The organism is Acinetobacter endophylla (genome assembly GCF_053543775.1).
In genome coordinates, this window is record NZ_JBLVOM010000250.1 from 1 (window position 1) to 11,852 (window position 11,852).

The window sequence follows — 11,852 nt, forward strand, 5'->3', positions numbered from 1 at the left end:
AAACGCCAGTACGGCGTGATGACACGCCAATATGAGGCGAGGCAAGATAAATCTGCTCATTCATTTCTGTTAATTGTGTACACACTACAAATTCATCTTGCACCAGGCGTTCAAACTGGATTTTTTCAGCAATGTTTTGTTCCAGATCTATGACAAAATCAATCTGTTGAGAGGCGAGGTCTGCTGCTATATTTTTACGGTCCAGCTTCATGCTGCTAAGTTGAATTTCCAGATTGAGTTGCTGAAAGTGCTGAACGAGTCTGGGAAAGATCATTGGCTCAATTTCATCATGAACGGCAATTTTCAAACTCTGAATCATTTCTGGTCTGAACTGCTGATGCTGTATTGAAATATTTTGAATCGAAAAAAGTGCATTCTTCAGCTCAGGATAGATCTGTTCCGCAAACGGCGTAGGCTGCATTTTGCTACCAGTACGTACAAATAAATCATCTTGTAAATGCTGTCTTAAACGTTGCAGAGCATGACTGGCAGCAGACTGGCTAACTGATAAAATCTGTGCAGCTTTAGAAATACTATTCTGCTCATAAATTGCCATAAAAAGCGGATAAAGGTTAATGTCGATACGATGAAAATTTCGCAGGTCCATGACTGTTTTGGAATGAATATTATGCATAATATTGTATGGGTTAAAATCATTTTATTCATAATAGGTTTTGGGTTAAGGTGTTGTAAAGCGTATGAATTAGAATATTTACAGGGATAAAAGAGATGTTTGAGCTTTCAGCACGTGCACAAGATTATTTAAATAGAACCAAAAAATTTATTGCTGAGGAAATTGAACCAGTTGAAGCTGATTTCTGGCAGCAGGTTCATGAGTTGAATCAAGGCGGTGACTGGACCAAATGGCAATGGCCAGCAGAACTGGAAAGCTTAAAAGCCAAAGCCAAGGCAGCTGGCCTCTGGAATATGTTTCTCCCTTGTCCTGAACGTGGCCAAGGTTTATCAGTTCAGGAATATGCACATATTGCCGAACTTTCAGGTCGTAGCCTGATTGCACCAGTCGTATTTAACTGTAATGCGCCAGATAGCGGCAATATGGAAGTATTGTGGCGTTATGGTTCTGAAGAACAAAAACAAGAATGGCTGATGCCACTTTTAGAAGGAAAAATCCGTTCAGTCTTTTGTATGACTGAACCTGCAGTTGCATCCAGTGATGCCACCAATATGCAGGCAACGGCGATGGTGGAAGGTAATGAGATTGTTTTGAATGGCCGTAAATGGTGGTCATCAGGTCTGGGCGATCCTAACGCCAAAATCATTATTTTTATGGCACATACTCCAGATGAAACAAAAGACCGTCATCATCAGCATTCGATGGTTCTAGTTCCGGTAAATACCGCAGGGGTAAAAATTGAACGTATGCTGCCAGTGTTTGGTGACTACGATGCACCACATGGCCACGGCGAAGTCAGTTTTGAAAATGTCCGCGTTCCGGTAGCGAATTTTATTGGTGGCGCCGGTCAGGGTTTTGAAATTGCTCAAGGTCGTTTAGGACCAGGCCGTATTCATCATTGCATGCGCTGTATTGGTGCTGCGGAAAAATCCTTAGAGTTGATGATTGACCGTGGTATGAGCCGTAGCGCATTTGGCAAAGAGATTTTAAAACTCGGTGGCAACCTGGAGCGTGTCGCGGAAGCACGGGTTGCGATTGATCAGGCACGTCTTTTGACCTTGTATGCCGCCTATAAAATGGATACTTTAGGGAATATGGCAGCACTGACTGAAATTTCTGCAATTAAAGTCGTTGCGCCAAGTGTGCTGGAAAAAGTTGTTGATATGGCCATCCAGATCCACGGCGGTGCCGGTGTTTCTCGGGATACACCATTAACCGGATTTTTTGCTCAGGCACGTGCCTTGCGTTTGGCTGATGGCCCGGACGAAGTGCATAAGGGCATGATTGCCAAACTGGAACTGGCAAAACGTGGCTACAATACTCGTCGCAAAAAATAAGCTGGCTTTAACTAGAAAATTGCAACGTATTAAAAAATTTTAAGGAAAAATTATGGCGGTTATTGATGTAGGTGGAGCAGTTCGTGCAGGTGAAGAACTGGATGTACAAGCCATCACCAATTGGTTAATTCAGCAAAATGTGAATGTTGAAGGCCCTGTGCAAGTGACCCAATATTCAGGCGGAGCTTCAAACTGGACCTACCGTTTACAGTATGCCAATGCCGATTTAATTTTACGTCGTCCGCCACAAGGTACCAAAGCCAAATCTGCACATGATATGGCACGTGAATATCATGTGCAGAAAGCCTTGGCTGAACATTATCCCGTCGTGCCTGAAATGGTCGCGCTTTGTCAGGATGAATCAGTGATTGGTTGTGATTTCTATGTGATGAAACGGCTTGAAGGAATTATTCCTCGCGCCAAAATGCCAGCTGAGCTGCAGCTTACTGAATCCGATATCCGGACTTTATGTATCAATGTGATTGATAAACTGATCGAATTGCATCAGGTGCCTTATCAAGGAACTGAACTTGAAAATCTCGGTAAGGGTGAAGGCTATTGTCGCCGCCAGGTCGAAGGCTGGGATGTACGTTATGAAAAGGCTAAAACTTTAAATGTTCCATCGTTTAAATATGTGCGCAACTGGCTTAAAGATAATATTCCTTCAGATTCTAAAACCTGTGTGATTCATAATGACTGGCGTTTTGATAATGTCATCTTAAATCCGGAAAATCCGACTGAAGTGATTGGCGTACTGGACTGGGAAATGGCGACACTCGGCGATCCGCTCATGGACCTAGGTTCTGCTTTAGCCTATTGGGTGGAAGATACTGACAATGCCATCTTTAAGGCAACACGCCGCCAGCCGACCAATCTAAAAGGTATGTTTACCCGTAAAGAAGTGGTGGATTACTACTTGGGAAAAACCGGCCTGCAACCGGAAAACTGGGCGTTTTATGAGGTGTTCGGAATTTTCCGTCTCGCGGTGATTGCCCAGCAGATCTATTATCGTTATTACCATAAACAGACTAATAATCCAGCGTTCAAGGATTTTTGGGTGGTGATTCATGCCTTGCATATTCGTGCCTTAAAACTGATTGGCAAGCAAAAACTGGAAGCCAATGAGATTGCACAAAAGTATGTGCTTAAATTTAAAGAGATAATGCCAAAATGACAACCATTTACTTGATCCGGCATGGCCAGGCCTCTTTTGGCGCAGAAAGTTACGATCAACTTTCGCCCAACGGCGAGTTACAGGCAAAGCTTTTGGGTCGCTATTTTGACGAAATCCTGAAAGAAGCGCCTTATGTGGTGGCTGGTTCCATGCAACGCCATCAACAGACAGCGCAATTATCACTGAACAAATGTTTTCCGGAAAGTGAGATTCTGACCGATAGTGCCTGGAATGAATTTAATCATCAGCAGGTATTCGCCCGTTATGAGCCGCGCTTTAATCAGCCTGAATTGCTGAAACAGGATGTATCAGAACATGAAAATCCACGGGATTATCTGAGCAAGATTTTTAGCGGTGCAATTGCACGCTGGACTGGCGATGATTATCACCATGAATATGATGAATCTTGGCCAAGTTTCAAAGCACGCGTGGAAAGCGGCTTAGAAAATCTGTGTGACCAGTTGTCCAAAAGCCGACCACGCTATGCAGTAGTTTATACCTCAGGTGGGGTGATTTCTGTGGCTGTAGGCAAAATTTTGGGCCTTAGTCCGGAGAAAACCTTTGCTCTGAACTGGGCGATTACCAATACCAGTATCACGACACTACGTCTGGTGGGTAATGAACCGCACCTACTCAGTTTAAATGAACATCATTTTATTAAAGCACAGCGTCCAGACTTATTGACCTGGATTTAAAACCTAATACGCTAGAAAAATAAAGGAATAGGGTAAATACATGGCTAAAACAATTTTAATTACCGGTGCAAGTTCAGGGATCGGCGCCGGTATGGCACGTGAATTTGCGAAAAAAGGCTATAACCTGGCGATTTGTGCACGTCGTTTGGAGCGTCTGGAAATCTTAAAGCAGGAACTGGAAAGCCAATATGGCATCAAAGTCATTGCCAAAACACTAGATGTCACCGATTACGATCAAGTGTTTGAAGTGTTTCGTGCTTTTAAAGAAGACTTTGGCACCATTGACCGAGTTATTGTGAATGCTGGTGTCGGTGAGGGCCGCCGGATTGGTAAAGGTAATTTTGCTATCAATAAAGCCACGGTTGAAACCAACTTTATTTCGGCATTAGCACAATGTGAAGCTGCAGTTGAAATCTTCCGTGCACAAAACTCTGGCCATCTGGTGATGATTTCATCTATGAGTGCAATGCGCGGTATGCCAAAACATTTAACGGCTTATGGTGCAAGTAAGGCCGGCGTGGCTCATTTAGCGGAAGGCATTCGAGCTGAATTGATCGATACGCCAATAAAAGTGACCACCATTTTCCCAGGATATATTCGTACTGAAATTAATGAAGGGGCAAAAAAGCTACCTTTTGAAGTAGATGAAAAAACTGGTTCGCGTTTATTGGCAGCAGAAATTGAAAAAGCACCAGTTAAGGCTTATGTGCCGAAATGGCCTTGGTTGCCACTCGGTCTAGCCATGAAAGTATTACCACTTAAACTGGTGAACAAGTTAGGTTAAAAGCGCTCTTAGATCTATAAAAAGAGAAGCTAGAGCGCTTCTCTTTTTATTTTTTATGACAAACTGAGAAAAATTTCTGAATCAGTATTTTTTTCTAAAAAATGTATAGCTTGAATTTACAAAAAAGCGAAATTTTATAAATCCTAATATATTGATTATTAAAATAAAGTTTTAAATTATCAAAAATTATATTTTTATTTTATTGATGAATTTGCAATTAAATCAATTACTTTTAAATTTTCGTTTCATGAGAAAGACCATCTTTTACTTTTCCTAATTTTCGCCAATTTTAAGAACTTTTCCAAACTGTCCAAAACTTAGACATACTCACTCTAAAAGTGGAAAGATAACTTCTCTTTTTTAGAATTTCCTTTAATGTACAACCGTTCAGAAATTAAAGGTTGTCCATATGTCTACATCTGCGGATATGACTGACCAGCAGCGAATCTCCAAGGTCAGAAGTATCGTTACCCAGGCCGGGGAAGAGGTGCGTGCTCGTTATCCCATACTCAAACATCAGAACTTTATAGGTGCGAGTATTTTAGGCTTTGCCTGGGCAGGTATGATTGCATGCGCGGTAGCATATGGAACAGGTTATCTCTCAGCATGGTTTACCATTCCCTCGATTGCGATTTTTGCGTCATTGACCCATGAATTGGAACATGACCTCATTCATTATATGTATTTCAAAAAAACACCTTGGGCACATCATTTGATGCTGGCACTGGTCTGGCTGGCACGTCCAAACACGATTAGTCCATGGGCACGTCGTCGTTTACATTTGCATCATCATAAATATTCAGGCACTGAACATGACCTGGAAGAGCGTGGCATCAGTAATGGTATGCCTTGGGGCATTCGCCGAATTCTGGTGATTAGTGACCAGTTGATGTCAGTGTATTTGCGTCCATTTCAGATGTTTAAAATGATTCATCTTTTTCTGGAAAAACAGCCTGAAAAAGAACGTAAAATTGCCATGATTTCTCAGTTACTCGGCTTTCTACCTCTCAGCATTATTTACTATGGATTGTGCTACCTGTTTATGGTCTTTCATGGTTTAAATGCGGTTACACCACTATTCGGTTATGAGATGCTCTGGTCGCAAGGCATTGTCGATGCTATGCCGATCGTAAATCTGCTAGCAGTCATCTGGGTGATTTCGAACTTTATCCGCTCTTTTAGCTTGCAGTTTGTCAGTTCAAATATGCATTATTATGGCGATATTGATCCACGTGATGTGATCAAACAAACCCAAGTGCTCAATCCATGGTGGATGGTACCGTTCCAGTTATTCTGCTGTAATTTTGGTTCGACCCATGCGATTCATCATTTTGTAGTCAAAGAGCCATTTTATATCCGTCAACTGACGTCCAAAACGGCGCATAAAGTGATGAAAGAAGTGGGTGTGCGTTTTAATGATGTGGGAACCTTTAAGCGTATGAATCGCTGGAATGAGTATAAAATCTAAGCTTTGATTTTCATATAAAAATCCCGTTTTAAAGCGGGATTTTTATATTTATCATTTGTGATTTATTTAATGTCACAAAAATATCTAAGCCTATATTTTGCAAGACTCCTATCTCAATCAAATTTAGGTGAACATTCATTTAAAATGACTGTTGAGGAAATAGTTCAAAAGAATAAACTCAGGTAAAATCAAGTATATCTTTATATAAATTAGCCCACTATGTTGCTGAAAGCTGCCACCATTGCCTTGATTCCTGCACTTGTCATTCAGGGTAATCGCGTCAAGAAAAATACCTTGAAGTTGCCTGAACCACTGGGAAAACGTCAAGGTCGAACCGGAACAGGCAAAAAACTTTCTCTGCTCATTTTAGGAGATTCCGCGGCGGCAGGTGTAGGAGTAGAACATCAGGATGATGCATTACTGGGTGCAATTCTGCATAAACTGAAAAGTGACTTTGAAATTGAATGGAAATTACAGGCAAAAACCGGCGATACCAGCTCAAAAGTGATTCGTGCTTTGGACCAGATGGAAGTCCAGCACTATGATGTAATCATCACTTCAGTTGGCGTCAATGACGTGACCAAACTGATGCCTGCCGAGGTCTGGATTCAGAAACAGGAACAGCTTTATAGCAAAATCCAGCAAAAATTTAGTCCGAAACTGATTATTGCTGCCGGTGTGCCGCCAATGAATATGTTTCCAGCACTACCGAATCCTTTGGCTTGGCTATTTGGCAAATATGCTAAACACATGAATTTGAAATTGGAAAAATTTGTGAATCAGCAAGTGAATATGCAATGGATTGAATATGATATTGAGAAGTATCGTGCCATGAATTTACAAATGGCTGCAGATGGTTTTCATCCGAGTAAGGAAGTTTATACACTTTGGGGACAAGAAGTAGCTGGCAAGATTCGGAAGACCTTCTAAAATAGTTGAAATCTCTTAATTTAGTTAATTCTATGTCTGATATTGAAACCCATCCACTACCGCCATTTTTACCGCCCAATGCCAAATTACTGATGTTGGGCAGCTTCCCGCCACCTGCAACGCGTTGGAAAATGAACTTTTATTATCCGAATTATCAGAATGATATGTGGCGGATTTTTGGACTGATTTTCTTTGAAAATAAAGATTACTTTTTAGATCTACCCAATAAAAAATTTCAGGAACAATTGATCCGGGAGTTTTTAACAGAAACGGGGATTGCGATTTTTGATAGTGGCTATCAGATCCGGCGTTTAAAGGGCAATGCTTCAGACAAATTTTTGGAAATTGTAGTACCTACCAATATTGAGCAACTACTCAGCCAAATGCCGCAGTGCAATCATATTATGACCACAGGCGACAAGGCCACAGACACCATGATGCTGTCTATGCCTGAAGGGACTTTAAAGCCGAGTATTGGTCAGCCTAGCGAGGCCCATTTTGTCGGACGTGATCTGTATTTATATCGCATGCCTTCATCTTCTCGAGCATATCCGGTTTCTCTAGAGAAAAAAGCCGAAAGTTACCGATTGATGTTTGAACATGTGGGTCTAGTTTAATATTTAATCCAATAATCAGATAAAATGGTTAAAGAGGTTTTAGGCTACAGACAAGACATAAACTTACTATTTGTAAGTTATTGGCTTTATTTATTCATATTTGGATATTCAACCCAGCGATGGCTATTAATTTTAATCTCCCGGACATGATGAAAGCTGGACCAGATTAACTGGCTACCTTTGGTCCATTTTAAAGCTCGAATACGCGACTCCACCTGCTGTATTTCCTCAGGTGAGGCCGGACGTAAAGGCCCAATTTCTGCATATAAGCGTACTCCTGGATAACGCTTAAATTTACCTTTAAGTAACGAATGAAACCAAAACAGTTTGCTACTGTTCACAGCCTGTATGCATGCCATCGGCTGATGCTGTAAATTCTCAGAAAAAGTAGTGGAATAAGTATCAAAAAAGAAACCCGTACTGGTCTTTTTGTTGAGGAATACGGTTCCGATCGGAGTAATACTAGGAAAGCCTTTGGAGTTGACTGTTGCAATAGAGCAATGCATGGCGGCCCGTTGTGCATCAGCGACCACCTGGCGAATCTGTTGCCATTCATTATCAGAAATCATGCCTTGATTCTCTTATTATTTTTATAAATTTTATAACAAGTTACCCAGCTCGGCATTGCCTGAAAAAACTGAAGCTACGGCAGTTTGATCAATCTAAATCGTTATTCAGATTATAAAAAAGAGCTCCATAGGCTCTTTAAAAAATGCAAAACTCGGCGATTAGCCATCGTATTCGACATAATCCCATAAGTTTAAACGTGCTTTAATTTCCTGACGGATCTCGGGCAACATCGGCAAAAGAGTGCCATCAATCCATAAGCTCAATGCTTGGGCAGAGAGTACTTGCTGCAGTTCATCGACCAGTTGTGCACCTTTCAACATAATACCGGTCTGATCAGTGGCTTCGGTTTCTACACCTTTAAATAAAACCTGTAATTCATAACCGCTATCCTGAATCAGCCATTCCAGTTCAAGTTGAATATTTTCACTGGATTTCAAAACTACCTGTCCCTCGACCGTATCGGAGTCGGACAGACAGTCATGTTCCACCCGAATTCTGGCCAAATACCATTCTTGCTGGGATAAATCATGGAGAGTTTTTACAGGCGTCAGAATATCACTGAACTTAAACTGACGGCTTAAATCAAAAAATTGCATGGGAGTGGAGGGCGAACAATCGCAAAATACGAGAAAAGTGTAATTCTAAAGTAAGCGCAATCGACTGTAAAACCTTTTAAAAGATGATCGGACTAAGTTAGGTTAATCGGCTATTCTCGAAATACGGGCTTTTCATAGCATGTAATTTTAAGGTCATTCCAATGTCATTACATTAACCATTCACCGGGAAATTTCGTCACCAGATTCATCATAAAACGCTGGAATTTTGTAGTTTCCGGATCATGTGAATGTTGAATGCTACGGCCATCTTTTTGATGTTCTAGCCAAATCATTTCATTTTTTTCATTCAGCTTAAGCTGATAAGCCACGCGTGGTAAGTACTGATCCATCGCACTGGTAATTTCCTTCTGAAAATCTTCCGACTCAATGACCAGACCGACTTCGGTATTCAGATAGGCTGAACGCGGATCAAAATTAAATGAACCGACAAACACCATGCCATCCAGATCAAAAAACTTGGCATGCAAACTGGAGCTATTTTTGTTTTTAGCCGGGATGATGTCTCCAGTCATAATTTCATACCAGGTCCGTTCCGGACGGACAATGTAGGGTTTAAATTCCCAGAGTTCGATGCCACTTTTCAATAATTGCTGACGATATTGCTGATAATAGGCATGCACCGCAGCCACATCATTGGCCTGAAAAGAGTTGGTCAGGATTCTGATTTTCACACCTTGTTGCGCACGGCGGGTTAAATAGTCGGCCCCTTTTTGCGTGGGAATAAAGTACGAGGACACCAGTTCCAGATGTTTTTTTGGCTCACCCATCAGTTCGAGCATATGGGTATAAATATAATCGCCATTTTTGGCATGAGGACGGGTTTTTGCGGGACTATCCGCAACAAAATAAGCCGGCGCCCAGTGAATGGGTTGTTTTTTTAAGTGTTGTTCGACTTGTTTCTCGGCAATGCCCACCCGGCGTTTGAGTTCAGTTTCGTCAACATCTTCTCGTTCAAATTCAGTTCTGAGCCTTTTAAGCATTTCAGGATGGCCGGCATCATTCAAGATCTGTCGAACGTCATAACTCAGATCATCATTCCAGAAGTTAATAAAGGTCTGATTGGCATCTGTTACGCTTTGCCCTGCGAAGAATATATCCACATCGGTGAACTGAAAATCTTCACTGGCATCAAAATATTCACTACTGATATTGCGGCCGCCGGTTACGGCTGCAGTGCCATCCGCAATGATCAATTTATTGTGCATGCGATGATTGACCTTTTTCATCCGGAAGCCATAATCCAGCGCACGTAAATGACGAAATTTATAGGGATTAAAAATCCGAACTTCAAAATTTGGATGTTGGCTTAGAGCAAGAAGCTTGTCATCAAGCTGGGTACCATTTTGATCGTCAATCTGAACCCGTACTTTGACACCGCGATCGGCAGCTTTGAGCAATTGAGACAAGATCATATTGCCAATATAATCATCCTTCCAGATGTAATATTGCAGATCCAGATGATATTTGGCTTTGTTAATTAGGTGCAGACGCGCTGCCATACTCATAAAGCCATCATAGAGCGGCAAGAAAGCCGTTTTACCGCTATTGATCTGCTGTTTTGACAGTTGATTGTCGATCCAGTGTGCAGGTCGAACCGGCGTAATTTTCGCTTCTTCAGCAGTGTTGGGAGCCAGTTCACAGCCAGAAAGCATGATGCTAAAAGTAAAAATGCTCAAACATACAAAGGGCGAAGGTTTAGTCATTGATGTTCCATTAATTATAGGATCTTTTATTCCTTATCTGGTGATGTTAATAGTTGAATCTCCGAATAGAAAGAGGTTACTGTTAGTCATCTGTAAATCATCAAAAAAAGGACAGTTTTACATGAAATCACGTGCAGCAGTTGCGTTTGGTCCAGGCCAGCCATTAGAAATTGTAGAAGTGGATGTTGCTCCACCAAAAGCAGGTGAAGTACTGGTAAAAATTAGCCATACAGGCGTGTGTCATACCGATGCATTTACCTTGTCTGGTGAAGATCCTGAAGGTGTATTTCCTGCGATCTTGGGTCATGAAGGTGCGGGTGTGGTCGTTGAAGTAGGTGAAGGTGTTATCAGCCTGAAACCGGGCGATCACGTGATTCCGCTTTATACTGCTGAGTGCGGCGAATGCTTGTTCTGTAAGTCAGGTAAGACCAACCTGTGTGTTGCTGTGCGTGCGACCCAAGGTAAAGGCGTAATGCCAGATGGAACGACCCGTTTCTCTTATAATGGCGAGCCGATCTATCACTATATGGGTTGTTCAACTTTTTCTGAATATACTGTGGTAGCTGAAGTTTCTCTGGCGAAAATTAATCCTGAAGCCAACCATGAGCATGTTTGCCTGCTGGGCTGTGGTGTGACTACTGGTATTGGTGCGGTACATAACACGGCGAAAGTTCAGGAAGGTGACAGTGTTGCAGTATTTGGTTTAGGTGGTATTGGGCTTGCTGTAGTACAAGGCGCACGTCAGGCTAAAGCTGGCCGTATCATTGTGATTGATACCAATCCGGATAAATTTGAACTGGCGAAACAGTTTGGGGCGACAGATTTCCTGAATCCAAAAGACTATGATCAGCCGATTCAGCAAGTGATTGTCGAAATAACTGGTTGGGGTGTAGACCATTCATTCGAATGTATCGGTAATGTAGATGTAATGCGTTCAGCACTAGAATGTGCGCACCGTGGCTGGGGTCAGTCAGTGATTATTGGTGTTGCGGGCGCTGGTAAAGAAATTTCAACCCGTCCATTCCAGTTAGTTACAGGTCGTAAATGGATGGGTACTGCGTTTGGTGGGGTGAAAGGTCGTTCACAATTGCCGGGAATGGTAGAGCAATCCATGAAAGGTGAAATTCAACTTGAGCCTTTTGTGACACATACCATGCCACTGGATCAGATCAATGAAGCTTTTGAGCTGATGCATGAAGGCAAGTCAATTCGTACCGTCATTCATTTTGACTAAGCTGTTTTAATCTAAAAAAGACCGGTACCAAGCCGGTCTTTTTTATGCGGCTTTCACTTGATTCAGGATACATTAGTGCATGAAAGCCT

At 41.9% G+C, this 11,852-nt stretch carries 12 protein-coding genes; 8 read left to right on the forward strand and 4 right to left on the reverse strand.

Annotation, left to right across the window (positions count from 1 at the left end; translation table 11 throughout):
- The coding region (locus ACNPNW_RS13260) for a LysR family transcriptional regulator (RefSeq protein ID WP_448767042.1) at positions 1 to 634 on the reverse strand (634 nt) is incomplete at its 3' end.
- A 95-nt stretch (positions 635 to 729) separates the two neighbouring features.
- Here ACNPNW_RS13260 and ACNPNW_RS13265 point away from each other — a divergent pair.
- The 7 genes from ACNPNW_RS13265 (at position 730) to ACNPNW_RS13295 (ending at position 7,639) form a co-directional block, all read left to right on the forward strand.
- Positions 730 to 1,971, forward strand: coding sequence for an acyl-CoA dehydrogenase family protein (locus tag ACNPNW_RS13265; RefSeq protein ID WP_129717140.1), 1,242 nt, complete (start codon positions 730 to 732; stop codon positions 1,969 to 1,971).
- Positions 1,972 to 2,023: 52 nt separating this feature from the next.
- Entirely contained in the window at positions 2,024 to 3,145 is a 1,122-nt protein-coding gene (locus ACNPNW_RS13270; RefSeq protein ID WP_004731178.1) for a phosphotransferase family protein, read from the forward strand.
- Positions 3,142 to 3,840, forward strand: a complete 699-nt coding sequence (locus ACNPNW_RS13275) for a histidine phosphatase family protein (protein ID WP_216986074.1) — start codon at positions 3,142 to 3,144, stop codon at positions 3,838 to 3,840. The genes ACNPNW_RS13270 and ACNPNW_RS13275 overlap by 4 nt, the downstream gene beginning before the upstream one ends.
- A gap of 40 nt (positions 3,841 to 3,880) precedes the next feature.
- The gene (locus ACNPNW_RS13280) at positions 3,881 to 4,624 is read left to right on the forward strand and encodes an SDR family oxidoreductase (protein ID WP_004280440.1); all 744 of its coding nucleotides are present in this window, start codon (positions 3,881 to 3,883) and stop codon (positions 4,622 to 4,624) included.
- A 409-nt stretch (positions 4,625 to 5,033) separates the two neighbouring features.
- Positions 5,034 to 6,092 carry a fatty acid desaturase gene (locus tag ACNPNW_RS13285; RefSeq protein ID WP_423090263.1) on the forward strand — a complete coding sequence of 353 codons (1,059 nt, stop codon included), beginning with the start codon at positions 5,034 to 5,036 and terminating at the stop codon, positions 6,090 to 6,092.
- Positions 6,093 to 6,311: 219 nt separating this feature from the next.
- The gene (locus ACNPNW_RS13290) at positions 6,312 to 7,022 is read left to right on the forward strand and encodes an SGNH/GDSL hydrolase family protein (RefSeq protein WP_423090264.1); all 711 of its coding nucleotides are present in this window, start codon (positions 6,312 to 6,314) and stop codon (positions 7,020 to 7,022) included.
- 32 nt (positions 7,023 to 7,054) lie between these two features.
- Positions 7,055 to 7,639 carry a uracil-DNA glycosylase family protein gene (locus tag ACNPNW_RS13295; RefSeq protein ID WP_044108343.1) on the forward strand — a complete coding sequence of 195 codons (585 nt, stop codon included), beginning with the start codon at positions 7,055 to 7,057 and terminating at the stop codon, positions 7,637 to 7,639.
- A gap of 86 nt (positions 7,640 to 7,725) precedes the next feature.
- On the opposite strand, the gene ACNPNW_RS13300 is transcribed toward ACNPNW_RS13295, so the two are convergent.
- The 3 genes from ACNPNW_RS13300 to ACNPNW_RS13310 all read right to left on the reverse strand — a co-directional run bounded on the left by ACNPNW_RS13300 (position 7,726) and on the right by ACNPNW_RS13310 (position 10,529).
- Positions 7,726 to 8,208: a pyridoxamine 5'-phosphate oxidase family protein gene (locus tag ACNPNW_RS13300; protein WP_423090265.1), complete on the reverse strand. Its 483-nt coding sequence runs from the start codon at positions 8,206 to 8,208 to the stop codon at positions 7,726 to 7,728.
- Positions 8,209 to 8,367: 159 nt separating this feature from the next.
- Positions 8,368 to 8,805 carry a hypothetical protein gene (locus tag ACNPNW_RS13305; RefSeq protein ID WP_423090266.1) on the reverse strand — a complete coding sequence of 146 codons (438 nt, stop codon included), beginning with the start codon at positions 8,803 to 8,805 and terminating at the stop codon, positions 8,368 to 8,370.
- A gap of 167 nt (positions 8,806 to 8,972) precedes the next feature.
- Positions 8,973 to 10,529 carry a phospholipase D family protein gene (locus ACNPNW_RS13310; protein ID WP_448767043.1) on the reverse strand — a complete coding sequence of 519 codons (1,557 nt, stop codon included), beginning with the start codon at positions 10,527 to 10,529 and terminating at the stop codon, positions 8,973 to 8,975.
- A gap of 121 nt (positions 10,530 to 10,650) precedes the next feature.
- Between ACNPNW_RS13310 and ACNPNW_RS13315 the strand changes: the two genes are divergently transcribed.
- The gene (locus tag ACNPNW_RS13315; RefSeq protein WP_262466726.1) at positions 10,651 to 11,763 is read left to right on the forward strand and encodes an S-(hydroxymethyl)glutathione dehydrogenase/class III alcohol dehydrogenase; all 1,113 of its coding nucleotides are present in this window, start codon (positions 10,651 to 10,653) and stop codon (positions 11,761 to 11,763) included.
- Positions 11,764 to 11,852: the final 89 nt, after the last annotated feature.

What these genes read in the sequence shown, in the direction of transcription:
- ACNPNW_RS13300 (WP_423090265.1), bottom strand. Translation starts at nt 8,208, where the DNA reads ATGATTTCTGATAATGAATGGCAACAGATTCGCCAGGTGGTCGCTGAT.
- ACNPNW_RS13295 (WP_044108343.1), top strand. Translation starts at nt 7,055, where the DNA reads ATGTCTGATATTGAAACCCATCCACTACCGCCATTTTTACCGCCCAAT.
- ACNPNW_RS13270 (WP_004731178.1), top strand. Translation starts at nt 2,024, where the DNA reads ATGGCGGTTATTGATGTAGGTGGAGCAGTTCGTGCAGGTGAAGAACTG.
- ACNPNW_RS13310 (WP_448767043.1), bottom strand. Translation starts at nt 10,529, where the DNA reads ATGACTAAACCTTCGCCCTTTGTATGTTTGAGCATTTTTACTTTTAGC.
- ACNPNW_RS13315 (WP_262466726.1), top strand. Translation starts at nt 10,651, where the DNA reads ATGAAATCACGTGCAGCAGTTGCGTTTGGTCCAGGCCAGCCATTAGAA.
- ACNPNW_RS13290 (WP_423090264.1), top strand. Translation starts at nt 6,312, where the DNA reads ATGTTGCTGAAAGCTGCCACCATTGCCTTGATTCCTGCACTTGTCATT.
- ACNPNW_RS13305 (WP_423090266.1), bottom strand. Translation starts at nt 8,805, where the DNA reads ATGCAATTTTTTGATTTAAGCCGTCAGTTTAAGTTCAGTGATATTCTG.
- ACNPNW_RS13280 (WP_004280440.1), top strand. Translation starts at nt 3,881, where the DNA reads ATGGCTAAAACAATTTTAATTACCGGTGCAAGTTCAGGGATCGGCGCC.
- ACNPNW_RS13275 (WP_216986074.1), top strand. Translation starts at nt 3,142, where the DNA reads ATGACAACCATTTACTTGATCCGGCATGGCCAGGCCTCTTTTGGCGCA.
- ACNPNW_RS13285 (WP_423090263.1), top strand. Translation starts at nt 5,034, where the DNA reads ATGTCTACATCTGCGGATATGACTGACCAGCAGCGAATCTCCAAGGTC.
- ACNPNW_RS13265 (WP_129717140.1), top strand. Translation starts at nt 730, where the DNA reads ATGTTTGAGCTTTCAGCACGTGCACAAGATTATTTAAATAGAACCAAA.